13 protein-coding genes are annotated in these 19,452 nt (G+C 37.3%); 2 read left to right on the top strand and 11 right to left on the bottom strand.

Translation table 11 applies throughout. The features are described 5' to 3' along the window. Positions 1-8: 8 nt before the first annotated feature. Genes ACSHZO_RS11410 through ACSHZO_RS11380 form a run of 7 tightly spaced genes read right to left on the bottom strand, consistent with a single transcriptional unit; the run spans position 9 to position 14,118 of the window. Complete coding sequence (locus ACSHZO_RS11410; protein WP_298247316.1) at positions 9-2,420, bottom strand: ABC transporter permease; 2,412 nt, start codon at positions 2,418-2,420, stop codon at positions 9-11. A gap of 18 nt (positions 2,421-2,438) precedes the next feature. After that, on the bottom strand, positions 2,439-4,826 hold the full coding sequence (locus ACSHZO_RS11405; RefSeq protein ID WP_298247315.1) for an ABC transporter permease: 2,388 nt from the start codon (positions 4,824-4,826) through the stop codon (positions 2,439-2,441). A gap of 2 nt (positions 4,827-4,828) precedes the next feature. After that, positions 4,829-7,246: an FtsX-like permease family protein gene (locus tag ACSHZO_RS11400; protein ID WP_298247314.1), complete on the bottom strand. Its 2,418-nt coding sequence runs from the start codon at positions 7,244-7,246 to the stop codon at positions 4,829-4,831. A gap of 2 nt (positions 7,247-7,248) precedes the next feature. Next, positions 7,249-9,669 carry an ABC transporter permease gene (locus ACSHZO_RS11395; protein ID WP_298247313.1) on the bottom strand — a complete coding sequence of 807 codons (2,421 nt, stop codon included), beginning with the start codon at positions 9,667-9,669 and terminating at the stop codon, positions 7,249-7,251. Positions 9,670-9,679: 10 nt separating this feature from the next. Beyond that, complete coding sequence (locus tag ACSHZO_RS11390) at positions 9,680-12,106, bottom strand: ABC transporter permease (RefSeq protein ID WP_298247312.1); 2,427 nt, start codon at positions 12,104-12,106, stop codon at positions 9,680-9,682. A gap of 26 nt (positions 12,107-12,132) precedes the next feature. Beyond that, positions 12,133-12,810 carry an ABC transporter ATP-binding protein gene (locus ACSHZO_RS11385; RefSeq protein ID WP_298247311.1) on the bottom strand — a complete coding sequence of 226 codons (678 nt, stop codon included), beginning with the start codon at positions 12,808-12,810 and terminating at the stop codon, positions 12,133-12,135. 57 nt (positions 12,811-12,867) lie between these two features. Next, positions 12,868-14,118, bottom strand: coding sequence for an efflux RND transporter periplasmic adaptor subunit (locus tag ACSHZO_RS11380; protein ID WP_298247310.1), 1,251 nt, complete (start codon positions 14,116-14,118; stop codon positions 12,868-12,870). A gap of 205 nt (positions 14,119-14,323) precedes the next feature. Between ACSHZO_RS11380 and ACSHZO_RS11375 the strand changes: the two genes are divergently transcribed. Together ACSHZO_RS11375 and ACSHZO_RS11370 are read left to right on the top strand one after the other, a co-directional pair. Next, positions 14,324-15,670, top strand: coding sequence for a sigma-54-dependent transcriptional regulator (locus ACSHZO_RS11375; protein WP_298247309.1), 1,347 nt, complete (start codon positions 14,324-14,326; stop codon positions 15,668-15,670). Beyond that, positions 15,660-17,003: a sensor histidine kinase gene (locus tag ACSHZO_RS11370; protein WP_298247308.1), complete on the top strand. Its 1,344-nt coding sequence runs from the start codon at positions 15,660-15,662 to the stop codon at positions 17,001-17,003. Before ACSHZO_RS11375 ends, ACSHZO_RS11370 begins: the two co-directional genes overlap by 11 nt. A 232-nt stretch (positions 17,004-17,235) precedes the next feature. On the opposite strand, the gene ACSHZO_RS11365 is transcribed toward ACSHZO_RS11370, so the two are convergent. Genes ACSHZO_RS11365 through ACSHZO_RS11350 form a run of 4 tightly spaced genes read right to left on the bottom strand, consistent with a single transcriptional unit; the run spans position 17,236 to position 19,373 of the window. Further along, entirely contained in the window at positions 17,236-17,544 is a 309-nt protein-coding gene (locus ACSHZO_RS11365; RefSeq protein ID WP_298247307.1) for a DUF6730 family protein, read from the bottom strand. 8 nt (positions 17,545-17,552) lie between these two features. Further along, on the bottom strand, positions 17,553-18,422 hold the full coding sequence (locus tag ACSHZO_RS11360) for a relaxase/mobilization nuclease domain-containing protein (protein WP_298247306.1): 870 nt from the start codon (positions 18,420-18,422) through the stop codon (positions 17,553-17,555). Next, positions 18,419-18,910 (bottom strand): mobilization protein MbpA, encoded by a 492-nt coding sequence (gene mbpA / locus ACSHZO_RS11355; protein ID WP_298247305.1) that lies wholly within the window; start codon positions 18,908-18,910, stop codon positions 18,419-18,421. The genes ACSHZO_RS11360 and mbpA overlap by 4 nt, the downstream gene beginning before the upstream one ends. Continuing rightward, a complete protein-coding gene (locus ACSHZO_RS11350) occupies positions 18,894-19,373 on the bottom strand; it encodes a toprim domain-containing protein (RefSeq protein WP_298247504.1) in 480 nt (159 codons plus the stop codon). The genes mbpA and ACSHZO_RS11350 overlap by 17 nt, the downstream gene beginning before the upstream one ends. Positions 19,374-19,452 lie beyond the last annotated feature (79 nt).

Genomic DNA, 19,452 nt, shown 5'->3' with positions numbered 1-19,452 from the left:
TGTTATTTTTATTCGGTTTTCAAACTTTTTATTGGATTGGCACTGGCAGCTTTAAAACTTTTAATTCCGATGGTTAAAAAAGCGATTCCCATAGTGATCAATGCTGCCAGCAGGAATAACTCCCATTGAATGTCTATTCGGTAAGCGAAATCCTGTAACCACTTATTCATCAGGTAATAACTAAGGGGAAAAGCGATGACAAATGAAATACCCACCAGTTTTATAAAATCTTTAGATAGCAAGGCTACAATTTGTGTTGCTGAAGAACCCAGTACTTTCCTTATTCCTATTTCTTTAAATCGTTGTTCTGCTGTAAACGTCACGAGTCCGAATAAGCCTAAACAGGCCACAATAATGGTTAGAACTGCAAAAAGGCTAAGAAGGGTTCCCATTTTACGTTCTTTGACATAGGTATAGTTATAAGCATCATCCAGTACACTGTAGTCCAGTGCTTCTTTGGGATTGAATTGATTCCATGCAGTATCCAGGTTCTCAATAATCCCGGACATATTTGCTGTCTTAGACCTAATAATAATTCCGCCGTAAGGATTCTTTTTCAAAATAAGCGGTTCTATTTCCTGGTGGAGAGATTTCCAGTTGAAATTTTTAATCACCCCAATAACCGTGATGTCTCGAAGACCTTCATCAGTGTCCCGTTGAAACGTTTTTCCCACGGCATCTTTCCCGAACCCAAGGATCTCTGCGGCTATTTCATTGATGATTACCTTATTATTTTCATTTCCAAAATCATCAGAAAAATTTCGACCATGCAACAATTCCATCCCCATGGTTGGAATGTAGTTCTCGTCTATATTATAAAAATACATGCGGCGAAGAAATTCACTATTCTGGAAAATTCCGCCAACCTCGTTATCACTTTCACCGGTTGGAACAAATGCAGAATGCGTAACACTGGCTACTCGCGGATTATTTTCAATTTCCTGTATGAAATTATCTTCGTTGTTTTCCAGGAGGTAGGTATTTCGAACTACAAGTAGCTGATCTTTTTCATATCCCAGGTCCTTATTCTGAATATAATTCATCTGTTCTCTAACCACCAAAGTCGCTACTATTAGTCCTGCGGAAATCACAAACTGGAAGATTACCAGGCCACTGCGTATGCCGGAACGTTGGCCATTTCCTGAAAACTTAGCTTTTAGGGCATTTAACGGATTAAACGAGGAAAGGTAGAATGCCGGATAACTTCCCGCCAGAAGAGTGATAAGTAGGATCAATCCGAAAAGAAATAACAAGTAAACAGGTTTTAGAAGAGAGTTGAATTCTATAGCTTTACCCGCCAGCTGATTGAAAAATGGAAGCGTAAACGCGAAAAAAGCAATAGCCAGCATAGTGGCGACCAAGGTGGAAATAAAAGCTTCTGCCAGAAACTGATAAATCAATTGATTTTTATTAGAACCAAGTATTTTTCGTATTCCAACTTCTTTAGATCTTTTAGAAGCTGAAGCGGTAGCTAGATTCATAAAATTGATACAAGCAATCACTAGCATAAAAAGGGCAATAGCGCTAAAAATGTAGATGTACTTGATATCCCCGCCTTGTTCCAACGTGGTGGAATCAGAAAAATCTGAATGTAAATGTATATCTGTTAATGGCTGGAGAAAAAGTCCAATGCTATTGTCTTTCTGAAATTCGTCATAAGACATCCCGATGGCATCCATCATTTGCGGACCCATATATTTCTTATTGATCGCGGGAAGCTTGGCTTCAACTTCACTAATAGCGACTCCTTCCTTGAGAACCAGATAGGTAAAAAAATCAGATTCCATCCAGCTGGTTTTTTTGGCTTGGGCATATCCCAATGTAGAAACAAGCAGATCAAAATGAAAATGCGAATTATCTGGAATATCCTGCATGACCGCAGAGACAGTTAGTTGTTCCTCTCTGTTAGTGACGGTAATTGTTTTTCCGATAGGATCTGCATTTCCAAAGATGTTTTCCGCCAGGGTTTCAGATACAACTACGGAATTCGGCTTATTTAGAGGGTTGTCTTTTTTTCCGTTAGTGATAGGAAGTGTGAAAACATCAAAAAAGTTAGGATCTATATAACCTAAACTGCTTTGCCCGTAGTAAGATCCGTTATACTCCAGCCTGTTATTATAAGATTTTGCAAGACGCGTAGCATCAACTACTTCCGGAAGATCATTTTTCAGTGTTTGTGCCACCGGGGCCATCACTACTGCTTCTTTCATCTCTTCACCGTTGACATTGGCATTAAAAACAACCCTAACAATCCTGTCAGCTTTTTCATTGTACTGGTCAAAGCTTAATTCATCAGAAACATATAGTATAATCATGATCACCGATGCTATTCCCAGTGCAAGGCCAACTATATTGACCATGGATGTGCCTCTGTTCTTTTGGATATTTCTCCAACCAGTTTTTAAATAGTTTTTAATCATGATGAATAGTGTTGATGATTATTCAGTTCTTAAACTTTTTACCGGGTTTTTCATTGCGGTTTTTATGGTTTTCAAACTTACCGTTAAGACCGCAATTCCAAAAATAGAGCCTGCTGCCACTATAAAAATCCACAGGCTGAGCTCGGTTTTATAGGCAAAATTCTCAAGCCATTTATCCATTGCGTACCAACCTAGAGGAATAGCAATAAGGATGGCCAGTATTAGTAGCATCATAAAATCTTTGGTTATAAGAGCCACTATACTTGAGACCTTAGCGCCTAGAACTTTCCGAATGCCAATTTCTTTATCCCTTTGTTTAATCGTAAAAGCAGTAAGGGCAAATAACCCCATCACAGAAATAAGGATCGCAATAATCCCGAAGAAATTCAGGATTTTTTGAAGTCTGAAATAAGAGATAAATAATTGCTGAAAATTGCTGTCAAGGAAAGTATAGCGAATAGGAAATTGTGGTTCTATAGATTTCCATTTGGTGGAAATAGCAGCAACCGTAGCCTGTACTTTATCTGAATTTAATTTCAGTAAAATCGCTCCGCCAGATTGATACATACAGGCTTTATTTTCGATAGTGTACACCATTGGCTTAATTGCAGATTCAAATCCGTGCACATTAATGTCTTTAACGATCCCCACTATTTTCACATCACCTTCATCGCATCCGCCAAATGAGATCGTTTTTCCCAGAGGATTCCCTACCCCCAATTTTCTTGCAGCAGTTTCATTAATAACTGCACTGCGTGTATTTTGGTCGGCATAACTATCATTAAAATACCTGCCGTTTATCAAAGGCACTTCTAAAGCTTCGAAATATTCAGTACTCACTTTCACCGATCCCATGCGTACTTCTTCTCCTCTAAATTGAAAATTGTAGGTAGAGGAATCTGCAATTTTATCTCCTGGAACCGTGGTAGTTTTCACAACATTGCTCACTCCGGGAATAGCTAATAATTCTTCTCTGGTTTTCTGAAATCCCTGTTCCCGGGTTGCCTGTGTGGTTTCAATACGCAATATCTGGTCTTCGGAGAAGCCTTTATCAGCATGTTGCATATAATCAAGCTGCTTATTTACACCTAGAATTGCCACAATAAAAAAAGCGGTTACTACAAATTGAAATACCAGCAAGACATTCCGAAGCCCTGTCCGTTTATTTCCGCCAGAAAAATTATCTTTTAGAACATTGATGATATTGAATCTTGAAAGATAAAAGGAAGGGTAAATCCCCGAGAGCAGTATGATCACTATTAAACAGATTCCTATTTGACCTAAAAGCACCCAGGAATTTTGCTGCCAGAAATTAAGCTGAAGGTTGAGAGCGTTATTTACATAGGGTAGGAATAACAAAATTAATACCGCTGCAATCACAAAGCTTATCATGCATTGCAGTGCAGTTTCTACCATGAACTGAAAAACCAGACTTCTTTTCCCTGACCCCAGTACTTTTCTTACTCCAACTTCTTTGGCGCGGCCAATAGATTTCGCGACGTTGAGATTGCTGAAGTTGACAGCACCTGCAAGGAGTAGTAAGACGGCAAGTATAAAAAGTATCGATAGCGTTTCAATATTGCTTGTACCGTATTTGGAAAAATTCTGAATATCGGGTACGGCGTCCGTAAACAGTGTGAATCTATCTCCTGTCTCTAAATAAGCTTTATTTAAATCTTCGTCTTTTTTTATTCTCTCTTCAAAATATATACGATTAAGATCTTCTTCCAACTGCGTAGAAGCTATGTTCTGGTTTACTTTGATATAGGTCTCATAGGAATGATTATTCCAGAAAAAATTCTGTTTCTCATAAGGATCCCGCATGATTAAATGAACCTGGCGGTGTGAAGGTGTCTTTGGTAATTGAATAATTCCCGTGACCACTCCCTCCATGGCATCAAAAACTTTGACGGTTTGTCCCATAGGATTGGTTTCACCAAAAAGAGTGGTAGCTAGTTCCTTACTTAGAATGACTGAATTTGGAGCATTTAGCGCAGTACTTCTATCACCCTGGAGAAGTTGATAAGGGAATACCTTTAAAAAAAGAGAGTCTGCAGAGGCAAAGCCTTGATGATAAATACTTTTACCATTTCCATTAATCAGCACTTCGTATTCACCAGCTCCCTGCATAGAGGTGGACGCCTCGATCTTTGGATACTTTTCGCCTAGAAATGAAGCTAATGGTGCAGGAGTTTGATTTTGTACATCACCATCATTTTCCATGCTCACGCGGTAGACATTTTCCAGTTCTGGTGACCAGGTGTCATAGCTTAGCTCATAATTTAGGTACAAAAGCACGATTATAAAACTGGCCAAACCAGCAGATAAACCTGCGATATTTATCAAGGTATACGATTTCGTATTCCATAAACTTCTCCACGCTATTTTGAAATGATTTTTAATCATGATTATTCAGTTCTTAATGATTTAACCGGGTTCTGCATAGCCGCACGAATAGTTCTAAAACTAATTGTCAATATGGCGATAATGAGTGCAATAATTCCAGCTGCAGCAAAGATCCATAGGCTCAAATTCATTCGGTAGGGATAATTCTGAAGCCACTCGTTGCTAAAATACCATGCAATTGGAGTTGCAATCAAAAAAGCAACGACAACTAGTTTTAAGAAATCTGTAGTTAGCAAAACAGTGATTTTTCCAACACTAGCACCTACAACTTTACGAATACCTATTTCTTTTCTTCTTTGGGAAACAACAAGTAACGATATAGCGAAAAGTCCCACACAGCTAAGAATGATGGCGATTATAGACCCAGCAGTAATCATGGTAGTCATGTTGCGCTCTTTCTCTAGGGTACGGTCAATATTTTCATCTAAGAAGGAACCTAGAAATTCAGCATTAGGTTCAATTATATTCCAAGCAGTTTTTACTTCATTAAATGAATCTGATAAATTGTTGGGCGATACTTTTACATATGCATACCGTAAATTCCAATTTGGATTTAAGAAAATAGTAAGTGGTTCTACTTCCTTATCCAAGGATTGGAAATTAAAGTCTTTAATTATTCCAATTACTGAATACTGCCGGTCTTCCATGATACCAAGACGTGCCGTCAAAGGCTCCTTTTCATCTAACTCTTTGGCCATAGCTTCATTAATGAGCACAGATAGACTGTCTGACGCTCTTGCATTATCAAAGCTTCTTCCCTGCATTATTTCCAGATCTACAGTTTTTGAATAATCTTTATCTACTATTAAAATGTTAGTTTTTACCACACGTCCTTTATGTTCAAAACCTGTTACACTGGTGGTAGTAGAACGGTCCTTTCCTATTCCGAGGATATTATTACTTGCTGAAACACTAATTACTTCAGGTTTATTCTGGAGTTCATTTCGCAGTAGTTGCATAGCCTGAAAGTCTTCTCGTTTTCCGTTTAGTGGAAAAGCGATGACCTGTTCTTTATTGAAACCTAGATCTTTGTTTCTCATAAACTCAAGCTGATTCCAAAGCACCAGCGTCCCACTAATAAGAAGAATTGCTATACTAAACTGGACTACTATAAGAGCATTTCGCAACCTGTTACCTCCATTTACCTGAATCTTTCCTTTTAAAGCTTTTAGAGTGCCAATTTTACTCAAGAGAAGTGCAGGATACCCGCCAGCGATTAAAGTAATTATAACTAGGGTAACTATAAACCCGATAATATTCGTCAAACTAACAATATCAGAAAAAGTAGCTTTGGTGTTAAATAAAGTCTGAAATGGCTTTAGTAGTAGATTGGATACGAACAACCCAATTATCAGTGCACTCAGAAATATAAGTATACTTTCTCCCCAAAATTGAAAGAATAGTTGACTTTTATTAGCACCGAGAGTTTTACGCATTCCTATTTCACGTAGACGCCGTGAACTTTTAGCAATGTTCATATTGATAAAATTAACGCTAGCGATAAATAGGATTAAGAATGCTATCGACAAGATCAGATATGGATAGATTCTACTGGGTACAGCCATCCCGTTTTCTATCTTTACGAAATTTAGGTCCTTTACAGATAAGAGTCTTTGCTGAATATACTGACCGTCTTGGTTAGGCTTTGCACCATCTCTCTTGGCATTAATAATATCATTTTGGTAATGTAGATTTGTAAAATCCTGGGTAGCGTTTTCGAATTGATGAGGAGAGATTCCTTTTTCCAGCTGCAGATAAACTTCGTGGTTGGAATTATCCCAACTTCCAACATTTCTTTCATAAGCATGGTACGGTTGACTTTGAAAATTAAGTGCGATATCGAAAGAGATATTACTTTCTACAGGAACATCTTCCATTATTGTAGTTACTGTGAAAGGAACTTCCTTTTCATCAATAAAAATATTGACCAATTTACCTAATGCTTCCTTTGTTCCGAAAAGTGTTTTCGCAGCTTTTTCAGAAAGAGCAATCTCTGATTTTCCAGAAACCGGATTTTGATCACCTTTAATAATTGGAAAGGTGAATATGGAAAAGAATTCAGGATCCACAAAGGCAGATTGTAAATGCACCTGGTTTTCACCGATACTAGCTAAAACACTGCCACCATTAAAGCGAGTTATACTTTTAACTCCCGGAACTTCATCTTGCAATGCTTTTGAGAAGGGTAGAGGTTGTGCGATTCCTGGCTGTGGCCCCTTTGAGGTATACTCTGTGCGATAAACCTGATAAATAGTATCCGCATTTTCGTGGAATTTGTTATAAGAAAGTTCAAAAAGTGCATATACTGTTAGAAGAATGGCTACTCCGAAAGCAACGGATAGGCCAAATAAATTCAGGAATGTATAGGTCTTCTCTTTCCAGAGACTGCGCCATGCGATTATTATATAATTTTTTATCATAACTATTCTGTTCTCATATTCTTAATTGGATTGGAAACTGCAGCTTTTATTGCCTGGGAACCTACCGTAAGAAGCGTTAATAGTAAAGCCACGGTTCCAGCTATAACGAATACCCACCATTCTATACTTATTCGGTTTGGAAAATCTTCTAACCAGTTAGACATTAAAAAATAGGCGAGAGGTGAAGCAATTAGAAATGCAATCAACACTAAACCGATAAAATCTTTGGTGAGCAGTTGCACTATATTTCTCACATTTGCCCCAAGAACTTTTCTGATCCCGATTTCTTTTTTCTTTTGTTCAGCTACAAAGGAAACGAGGCCGAATAGTCCAAGACAACTAATTAGAATTGCTAGTGCGGTAAATACAACAGAAATTGTCGCCAATTTTTTTTCTTCAGCATATAACTTCTCTACTTCTTTATCTACAAAATTGTATATAAATGGCGTGTTAGGATTTATGCTTTCCCAGGAACGTTTTAGGTCTGCGAGGAGTGTTTCAAAATCTTCAGTATCTGTACGTAAAATAATCCAGCCAGGTTGGGTTTCGTTATATAGTAACAATGGCTCAATGGCATCTTTCAAAGTTCCAAATCGATAATCTTCGGTAACACCTATAATTTCGTACGAATCGGAATCATCGCCATTAGTGTCTACAAGTCTGGATCCAACCGCTTTATCAAGAGGAATTCCAAAAGCATCAAGGGTTGTCTGATTAACCAATATCTGATTTCCATCGTTCGTGTTCAATCCTCGACCAACCAGCAGTTTGGTTTTAACAGTTTCAAGGTAATTTGGGCTTACGCCGTGATAGTGAACTAACGTGCGATCTTTAAGACTACCACCTGGAAGCGTCATACCCATATCTCCCATAATAAACTCAGTGGGATAATAATTGGATCCCGCAACATTACCGATACCACTGATGGATTCAAAACTTTCCTTTATTGCCTTAAACCTTCTTGAAACAGTTTCTGTTCCCAAACGCATAGCGATAAGGTTTTCTTTACTAAAACCCATGTCCAGTTTCTGGGAATATTTCACCTGCTGAGTGATAATAATAACCGAGCTTATTAGTCCTATCGAAATTACGAACTGGAACACCACTAGCGCTTTTCGAAGGTCACCATTGCCTAGATTCAGATTCACTGATGATTTTAAAACTTTGATGGGTTTAATACCTGATAATATAAAAGCAGGATAAATTCCGGCTATAAGCCCTGTTAGAATTCCTAGCAGTAAGAGAGCAATCAGGATTTTCCAGTCGAACAAAGCGGTGAAACTGATATTGCCCTCAGTGATTGTGTTCACAAAAGGCAATACCATTGAAGTGAATGGGATACTAATTAAGGATGCAAATAACGAGAGTAATAGTGATTCCCCTAAAAATTGCTTTATTAAGGAACTTTTGTCAGCTCCAATAACCTTTCGTACCCCAATCTCTCGGGCCCTTTTACCTGCACGCGCTGTACTCAAATTAATAAAATTGATACAGGCAACTAGCTGAATAAATAGCGCCAGAAGAAGTAGAACGTATAAAAAGTTAATATCAGAAACAGGGCTAAGCTGATTGCTTATATCTTTTGAGTATAAATGAATATCAGTAATATTCTGAAGATTGAGCGATTTATGAAAACCAACCATCGCAAAATCCTTTGCGCCATGTCTTTGCAGGAATTCTGAAAATTTTCTCTCTAGATTTTCAGGACTTGCTCCCGGCTTCAATTTCACATAGCTCATGGCAAAATTTTCTGTAGCGAAATTTTGTACATTTCTAACGTGCTGCCCGAGTCCGCCAGAATTCATTGTAAGAATATAATTTGGTCGAAGATGTGATTTACCAAAATCTTCCTTAAATACCCCGGTTACCACCAGTCGCTGTTCCTCATCGCCACTTCCTAATATGAGGGTTTTATTTAAAGCTCCTTCATCTCCGAAAAATTTTCGGGATAATGATTCTGAAAGTACAACCGTATTTGGCGCGGTTAGCGAAGCTTTAGAGGTGCCTTCCACAAACGGATAATCGAAAATTTTAAAGAATGTAGAATCAGCTAAATAACCCCGGTTCTCATAAAAAGATTCACCAGATTCTGGATTTCTAAGAAGACCTGCATTACCTGCTCCAAAATAAACTACTCTAGTTGCCTCCACGACTTCTGGGAAGTCTTCTTTCATGGCGAAAGCTATTGGAGGTGAAGTTCCAGCAGAGAGTTTACCTTCATTATGTTCTTTTATAGATGTATTAATTCGGTAAATAGAGGAGGAATCGGAAAATTGTTGGTCATATCCAAATTGAGCAAAAACGTAAACCAGAATGCTTAGGCAGCAAACAGTTCCAACTGTCAAACCCAGTAGATTTATAATAGTCTGCAATTTGTTTTTCTGAAGACTTCTCAATGCTATTTTTAGATAATTTCTAAACATTTTTTAAGGTTTACTCTGTTTTTAAATTGTTGATTGGATTGGCCAGTGCAGTCTTTAAAGTTTGGATACTAATTGAGAAGAGTACCAACCCGAATACAGATAGTATAGGGAGAATAAACAGCCACCAGTGCAATTCGATCTTGAAGGCAAAATTTTTCAACCAATTTTGAATCAGAAAGAAGCTGATTGGAACACTTAATAGAACGGAAAGGATAATGGTTTTTAAAAAATCCTTAGAAAGCAGCAATAATATATTTGTACTGCTGGCCCCGATAACTTTTCGAATTCCAATTTCCTTTTTTCTTTTTTCAACAGAAAATGAGGCGAGCCCTAATAGTCCCAAACAGGCTACCAGAATAGAGAAACCTGTAAGTATCATAAATACATTTTTAAAGCGATTTTCAGCTTCAAATTGCTTATTGTATTCTTGATCCATAAAGAAGTAGGAGAAAGGAGACCCCGGATAAACTGCATCAAAGCTATCCTTAATTTGTTTCACGTTATCTTTAGGCGAACCTCCATTAAACTGAACTGTGGCAAGGCTTCTAAACCTGTTATTGAAGATGTGGATCATGGGCAAGTAGGGTGATTTGGGAGATTGCTGATGATAATTTCTTACGACTCCCTTGATCGTCCATTCAATCCCCCAAAAAGTGAGTTTTTTATTTATTGCCTCTTCGGGAGTTTGGATATTCCAAAGCTTAATAGATTCCTCATTTACGACAACTTCATTTTTTTCTGAAATCGTACCATCATCAAAATTTGATCCTGCCAACATCTCAACCTCTAACAATGGAATATAATCCTTGTCGATAAAAGTTATATAAAAGTTGTGGTACTGTTCTGGAGTAATTCCCGAAATATGTATATCGGCCGTTGTGCTTAAAGAGGAAGATGGCAGGCCAGGCACAGTATGGGATAGGGAAACAGTATTTACGTTTGAATGCGCCAAAAGCCCTTGCTTGAATACCGAATAATTATCAGGCGAATTTTTGGTAGGTGCTTCAATAACAATACTACGCTGAACGTTAACTCCTTTATCTAATTTACGCATATATTCAAGTTGTTCACTAACTGTAAATGTTTGAATTAATAAGACGATGGTTATGGCAAATTGAAAAACTACAAGCCCTTTACGCAATATTACTCCCTTCACTGAATGTGAAAAATCACCTTTTAGAACTGCTGATGGTTTGAAAGAAGATAAAATTATGGCTGGATAGAGTCCTGAAAGAAGTCCTCCCAATATCACCAGGACCAAAAGAAGTATCCAGAAAGTAATATTACCGAAGAGTACGAAATCCTGTGGTAATCCGGAAAGTGATAAAAAACTAGATTTTACTATCCAAACGATAATTAATGCAAGGCCTCCGGCAAGTACATTGATTACCAGAGATTCTATTAAAAATTGAAGTCTAAGTTGAGCAATGGAAGATCCTACCACTTTTTTAATTCCCACTTCTCTGGCCCTATCCAATGCTTTTGAAGTGGCTAAGTTTATATAGTTTACGTAAGCGCTAATTATAATTAACAAGGCTACTCCCAGAAGAAAGAAAACAGATTTTGCATCTCCATTAATTTCAGGTTCGAAGGACTTTTTTGAGTATAAGTGAATATCTTTAATAGGCTGAGCAACAATTTCTTCACTTTTTATCTTCTTTTCTTCCACCAATCGTTTGTTAAAATCTGCTAACGAGGTAGTAAAATGATCGAAATTTGTGCCTCCAGCCAATAGCACGTACATAAATGAGTTATTACTACTCCAATTTTCTTCCCTTTCTCCATGCCGTTTAAGCATTTCGGCGTCTGCAAGCATGGTTGGATATGAAATAAGCATGTCAAATTTCAAATGTGTATTCGCAGGGCTGTCATGGGTTACACCAACCACTGTGTAAAGTATAGCATCTTCACTTCCTAGAGAAGTTATAACTTCACCAACCACATCAGTTTTGTTGAAATATTTTAGAGCTGTAGATTCGGTAATGACAGCCTGGTTCGGTTTTATGAATAAATCTTTTTCGCTACCATGTATCAATTTATAATCGAACATTTTGAAGAAATCTGCATCAACAGCATAGATATCTTTCATTAGAAATTGCTTTTCCTCAATCTCTATAGAAGAATTTGGTTCACCTATGGCATAAACCCTAGTGTAAGCTTCCACTTCAGGTACTTCAGAAATAATCTTCGGACCAACCGGAGGATATACCTCGCTATCCTGAGTAGTGACTGAGTTTCCGGTCATCATGTTCAATGTGAGTCGCACAACTCTATCAGCATTTGGGTGAGTACTTTCGTAGCTTCTTTCAAACTGAACGTATTGTACTATAAGCAATGTGATTGCAAAACCAGTTGCTAAACCTATTAGATTAATGAGAGTAAGAAACTTGTTCCTAATTAGACTTCTCCAGGCGATTTTGAAATAATTTCTGAGCATGTTTTTTTGATTGATGAATGACCCTCTTAGACTAGTACATTTTCTGTTACTTTTTGTCCGTCCAGCATCCTGATGATTCGATGACTGAATTTTGCGTCGTGCTCGCTGTGGGTAACCATGATGATGGTGGTTCCTGCTTCGTTGAGTTCGGTTAAAAGGTCCATTACTTCGTTTCCGTTGCTACTGTCTAGGTTTCCGGTTGGCTCATCGGCAAGTATGAGTTTTGGATTGTTCACCACAGCCCTGGCAACTGCCACTCTTTGTTGCTGTCCTCCCGATAATTGTTGTGGAAAATGTTTTCTACGATGCATAATTTGCATCTTTTCAAGAACCTGATGAACACGTTCTTTCCGTTCGGCAGGCTTTACGCCGGTATAGATTAAGGGCAGCTCCACATTCTCGAAAACACTAAGTTCATCAATGAGATTAAAGCTTTGAAATACGAAACCTATATTGTGCTTTCTAAGCTTGGCTCTCTGGCGCTCATTAAAGCCTGCGACTTCCGTACCGTTAAATAAATAGCTACCTCCATCGGGATCGTCTAGTAATCCGAGTATATTCAGTAATGTTGATTTTCCACAACCGGAAGGTCCCATGATGGCAGCAAATTCTCCTTCTTTAACTTCAAAGGAAAGTTTATTAAGGGCGATGGTTTGTACCTCTTCGGTTGTGTAATATTTTTCGAGGTTGGTGATTTTTATCATTTTTAATTGATTTATCTGTAATTTTTTAAAGACGTTATAAATTTCAAATTCGTGACATTATTCTAAAACTAACTCTTCGATATCTCCAAAGTTAGAATAGCTGGAGGTAATCACTTTATCTCCTGGTGCAATTCCTTCCAGGACTTCGTAGTATTCGGTATTCTGGCTTCCTAGGCGAATTTGTGTTTTATAGGCGGTTTCGCCGTCTTCGGAAACTTTAAAAATCCAGTTTCCTCCCGTTTGCTGAAAAAATCCTCCTTTAGATACCAACACGGCTTCTTTTTCCTGACTCAGCGCTAATTTTATCTGAAGACTCTGTCCTCTTCGTATATTCTCTGGAACACCATCGACAAAATGCATATCTACCTGGAACCTTCCATTAGAAACCTGGGTATAAACTTTCTTGATCTCCAGTGCATAAGATTCTCCGTTGAAATCAAAAGAACCACGTTGGCCGGTAAAAATCCTGGAAATGTAATGTTCATCAATTTCAGCTCGAACCTTATAACCACTAATAACATCAATTTGTCCCAGGCGCTCCCCTTTTTGTTTGGATTGTCCAATTTCCGCATCAAGCGCGGTAAGCTGCCCATCAACCGGAGCCTTCACTACTAAATCTCCTACTTTTCTGCGCATTAGCTCCAAAGCTTTTCTAGTTCTTTCATATGATTCACGTGCCTGCTGCGATTCCTGCTTACTGGAAGTTGAATCCTGAGCCAATACTTCCCGCGCCAGCTGGAATTTCTCTTTGTGATAATTGAAATTATTTTCTGATTCTATATAATCCTGTCGACCAACGGCTCCTTTTTCAAGCAGTTTTTTGTTGAGCTGATATTTACGTTTTGCTTCAATGAGATTATTTTCTACATCGGTAAGGTTATTCCTCTTATTAATGGTGTTTTGTCTCGCGGCATTCTGTGAGATTTGCATCTGGGTAAGTAGATTATAAACCTGGGTTTCCTGGTTTACTAGGCTAAGTTCGAGATCGGTATTAGATAAGCGAATTATAGGTTCTCCCTTTTTCATCATCGCGCCGTCTTCTACGAATCGTTCTTCCACACGACCGCCTTCCATCGCATCTAGATATATAGTATTAATAGGCAATACAACACCGTTTACAGGAATGTTTTCCTGGAAATTACCATTTTGAACTTCACTTATGCTAATTCGTTCTTTTTCTACGTTGAGTTTAGAATTTCCGGTAGAGGAAAAAAGCACAAAAAGTATCAATGCGGCAATAATAACACAGCCGGCGATAATTCCTATTCTTTTGGGTGTGAAGCGTTTCTTTTCTAAAGGTATGTCCATAAAATAATTGTTTCCACTTGATTAATAGTCAATATGATGCCATAACTTTAAAACGCATTATATCAGTAAGTTATGTTTTATTTTAAACTTTAAGGTGTTCGATTTTGATACACTGTATGTTCGGTGACAATACAATTTTAAGCTTAAATATATTTCTGCTTTTGAAACTCGATCAGCCTCTAAAGAAAATCGTAATATTGTGTCTATGCAGCTAAAGGACGCTAAAATACTGGTGATAGACGATGATACAGACGTGCTAACGGCGATGCGCCTATTATTAAAACCTTTTGTAGCTGAAATTTTAACCGAAAAGAATCCCGGAAATCTTACGTCGATCATTTCTGAAAAGAAATTTGAAATTATCATTCTTGATATGAATTTTAATGGATTGGTGAACACCGGGAACGAAGGTATTTTCTGGCTAAATAAGATAAAAGAGATTGCTCCGGCTACCGATGTGATTCTCATTACTGCTTATGGTGATATTGATCTTGCCATTCGTTCATTAAAAGAAGGAGCCTCAGACTTTATCGTGAAACCCTGGCAGAATCAGAAAGTGATTGAATCTATTCGAGAAATGCTTCAGAATAGAAAAACAGCCGGTTCAAAATCACTAAAATCGAATACGAAAGGAGAGAAAATAGTGGGGGAGAGCGAGGAAATTCAGCAGGTTTTTTCTAAAATAAAAAAGGTTGCTCCTACAGATGCCAATGTTCTAGTTCTGGGCGAGAACGGTACGGGTAAAGACCTTGTGGCTAAAGCAATTCATGAAAACTCCAAGAGGAAAAATAAGGCGTTTATAAAAGTAGATGTTGGTGCACTCACTTCCACTTTATTTGAAAGCGAATTATTTGGATATAAGAAAGGAGCATTTACGGATGCTCGAGAAGATCGAAAAGGTCGTTTCGAAGCTGCCAATGGAGGCACATTGTTTTTAGATGAGATTGGTAATATTAGTCTTAGCCAACAGGCAAGGTTGCTTACGGTGCTGCAGAACAGGTATATTACTCCATTAGGATCGAATGAAAGTATCCCTGTCGATATTCGGTTAATTTGTGCTACGAACCTGGATATTTCTGAACTTTCTGATGAAAATAAATTTAGAAAAGATCTTATCTACCGCATTAATACAGTAGATCTTATTATTCCTCCTCTGAGGGCCAGAGGTACTGATGTGACTTTGCTAACCAGGTATTTTCTGGACCAGTATTCAGAAAAATATGATAGAGGACCTTTTAAATTGGAACAGGGATTTTTAAAAAAGCTGAAAAATCATGCCTTTCCTGGAAATGTAAGGGAATTACAATTTGTAATTGAAAGAGCTGTGATTATGTCCGAGTCCAATTTACTAAGAGATAGCGATCTTTCCTTTTCACCCATTGAAAGCAAGCTGCAGTATGAAGAAATTCATGATATGCGTTTAGAAACGGTGGAAAAAAATACCATTCTAAAGGTGATCGATAAGAACAAGGGAAATATTTCAAAATCGGCAAAGGAGTTAGGTATTACAAGGGCCGCCTTGTACCGTAGACTAGACAAATATGACCTTTAAAAGCTACCATATAGGCATTTTCCTACGTATTTTAATCCTTGTCGGACTGCTTGCTACGGGATTGTTTTGTTTTTTTAAGCTTTGGTATATAGCAGGCATTTTCAGCTTGTTGCTCACTATTATCTCAGTTTACGAATTATTCAGATTTCTAAGTAAGCGATTTGAAGTCATCGATGATTTTTTTGAATCGGTTAAGTACCGTGATTTTTCCCGACAGTATCTAGCTGAAAATAAAGCCAAAGATATACGACTTTTTTATGAGGGGTTTAATACTGTAAATGAAGTTGTACGTAAAATAAATTCTGAAAAAGAGACACAATATCTTTATCTTCAAAAAATACTGGAACTGGTCGATATCGGTATTATGGCCTATGAAACTGAAAGTGGAAAGGTGCTTTGGTCCAATGGCTCATTTCAGAACACCCTTGAATTTCCTTCCTTTAAGAATATCAGTTTTGTTTCGAGCCGAAACCCTGAAGTTTATGAACTAATTTTCGACAAATTTTATCCGAAGCCTACCGCGATAGAAATAAGTGTGCAAAAAGAAACTATTAAGGTGCTCCTTTCTAATAGCATTTTTCAAATAGGCGACAAGTGTTTTAAGCTCGTGGTACTTCACAATATAGAAGACACGTTAAATAAAACCGAATCTGAAGCTTGGAAAAAGCTATTAAGTGTGATGACCCATGAAATCATGAATTCCATTGCACCAATTTCTTCCCTTGCCAATACTTTAAAATTCCAAGTACAAATACATCAGGAAAATCCAGGAACTAATAAATTGGACATCGAGGATTTGGACGCTGGTCTTTCGAGTATTGAAAAACGAAGTGAAGGTTTACTGAAGTTTGCTAAAACGTACCGCAGCCTCAATAAAGTTACAAGCTTGAACCTTGAGAAAGTCTTGATTAAGGATGTTTTTGATGATTTAGAACATCTTATGAAGGCGCAGCTAAAAAATAAGGATGTAGCGCTAGAATTTAGGCTTGCAGATGAAACACTGGAGATAGAGATAGATACATATCTTATGGAGCAGGTCATAATCAATCTTATTCTAAATGCTGTGGAAGCATGTGAAAGAACAGAAAAACCAGAAGTAATTGTAATGGCCGTAAAAAAACCGAATGGCAAGATATTGATTGCCGTCATCGATAATGGGTCAGGAATTCCTCTTGAAATTCAAGATCAGATGTTTGTCCCATTTTTCACTACAAAAGAAAAGGGGAGCGGTATAGGCTTAAGCCTATCCAGGCAGATCATGACTTTACATGGCGGCAAAATTCAAATTGACAATTTGCATGAGAAAGGAGCCAAAGTTTCTTTGGTATTTTAGTTATAAGAGAATCAGGTTTTTTTATCGATTTAAGTCATGTTTTTCTATACTCCATTTATAGGGGAACGGTTTAGAAAGGAATATTAATCAACAGCTTTAATTTTTTTACCATTCTCTGAATTCGGTTAACCTTAAGTTTTTCAGTATTGACTACTGCACGAATTTGAGTAATGCCATATCCAATTTACCGATACTTCAAAATTGGGTACTTTATACATTGATATAGTTCAGGTTATATTTTTAAGAATAAGGTATATGTCAGAATCACATTAGTTAGTAGTGATGTAATAAAAAGTATTAAGGCCCATAGAGGATATGTTTTAGATTTTTGCAAGTTTCCTCCTAGATTTTTCATTTCCTTGATATGATTAGCTACTATATCATCTAGATACATCTGATTTTGTTTGAACAAGTTTTCTAAACCACTTATATCGACACCTATATTCTCCGCTTGAATTTTTTTCAGTAACTCAACAGTTTTCTCAAACTGGCTAATTTCTGAAACTAACAGTTCACTCAATTGTTCTAATTTCGTCATCATTATTTAATTTAAATTCCCATTCCAATATCTATTGTCTTTGAGATCGTTTTTTTAATTACTTCTTTTACCATTGTCCGCAAGATGCCGGTAGAAAGTTGGACCGTTTTACCTGCTAATTTTAGCGTAGTATTTTCATTTATAAACTGTTTTATGTTTTTATCCCCGGATAGTTGTTTGCCAATGTTCCCTCCGGTCATGCTACGATGTACTTCGCTGCCTTTAAGGTTATAGTTATCGAATTCGAATCTAAAACCCTGAAGTTTATCAGCCTTGTTGATACTGGGAATTACCTTCACACCGTTAGTTTCCATTGCTTTGATATAATCCTGGAACGTTCGGGGTTTAAATTGGCGCATGGTTAGATCATGCCTCCTTTTAATCTCCGTTCTAATGGCTTGTAGGTTATGATCTTTTTCCCACTGTACCTGTTTTACAGTTGTCAACTGCATTCGATCGGCAACTTTCTCTGCTGCTACTTGACTTCTTTTACCAATGAAGCTATCATTATAAGCCTTGCCCTGGAAATCAATTCTATTTACATATAAATGAATGTGTTTATGAGCCTTGTCTAGATGAACAAATCCAATAGCCTGACGATCTTTAAGTCGCATTTCCTTCATAAATTCCTGGCATACTTTAGATAGCGCTTTTTTATCCAAAGTTTTTCCGTCTTCAATAGTGGGACTAATGATAAAGGAGAGAGTATTCTTTTCACAATTAATGTTTAGATCCTGTGTTAGTTTAAATTCTGCTGTAATCTCTTTAGGAGAATCTCCCGCTATATTTTGAGCATAGACTACCTGTGCATTTTTTTCTTGATCCCAGCCATATTGCATACTTACCTGGGTATGTGAAATGGCTTTTCCCTTACCTATCATCGGTTTAAATTTTGAAGGTGGCTTTTTATTTCCTCGGCTAACTTATATACGCTACCGGATAATTTCGGATCCTTTTTCCGGAACATATTTCCGATAGATTTAAAATTGTTATGAAACTTCAACAGTGTTTTATAAATCTCAATCTGATCATCAGAAAGTCTTTCTTTGATCTCTTTTTCATAGATCGCCCTTCTACAGAATTCACTTAACGAAAGTCCGCTTTGTTTTGCTCTAACTCTCAGCATCTTCTTTTCATAGATAGAGCATCTAAATTTTATAAATTCACTTTTGCCCTTAAACCTCTCTCTTTTGTTATTGCGACCATCGGGAGTAATCAAGATTGTGCCCACAGGCACACATCTTGCATTATCTTCTAAATTTGTAGCAGGCACTATAAGTTCTTTCTGATCCTTTTCAGACTTTGGAATTCCCTTAATTTCCTCAGTTCCAAATTCTTTCTGATTGATGCTATTATACTTTTCCAACATGGCTTATTAATTTTTCGTTTAGATCGGAATAGCCGGAGTAAAATTGACTGTTATCAGAAACGTTATCATAATGTTCTAAGAGTCTTCTTGTTGCATTTTCTCCTGCTGAATCATTATCCAGGAATAACAATACTTCCGAATATTTGTAGAATAATTGATCGATGTCTTTGATAAAAGCCAATGAATTAAGTACAATACAATCAGAATTTTTTACGATATCTGTCTTCATAACGGCCAGAGATAGAAAATCAAAAATCCCTTCTGTAACTAATAATCGATCTGAAGAATGTTGGATAGAACTATATGATTTTGGAGAAGAGGAATTTTTGTAATACTTGTTTCTGAGTTCCCATCCACCTAAATGATTTTTCAGTCCTATAGCGAAATATTGCTTGCAATTAATCTCATACCAAACTTCCTTGCAATAGGTTCCTGCAACACTTAATGGAATACCCCTTGACATAATATAATTAAGCAAGGCTGGGTGATTTAGGTTGAGGCAACGATTGACAGATATACTATTTTTTGGATGCTTCGTTTTT

This window comes from Christiangramia sp. 3-2217-3z, assembly GCF_051195275.1.
GTDB lineage: Bacteria > Bacteroidota > Bacteroidia > Flavobacteriales > Flavobacteriaceae > Christiangramia > Christiangramia marina.
The sequence above is the reverse complement of the archived record's forward strand: the minus strand, read 5'-3'. Positions and strand labels throughout refer to the sequence as shown.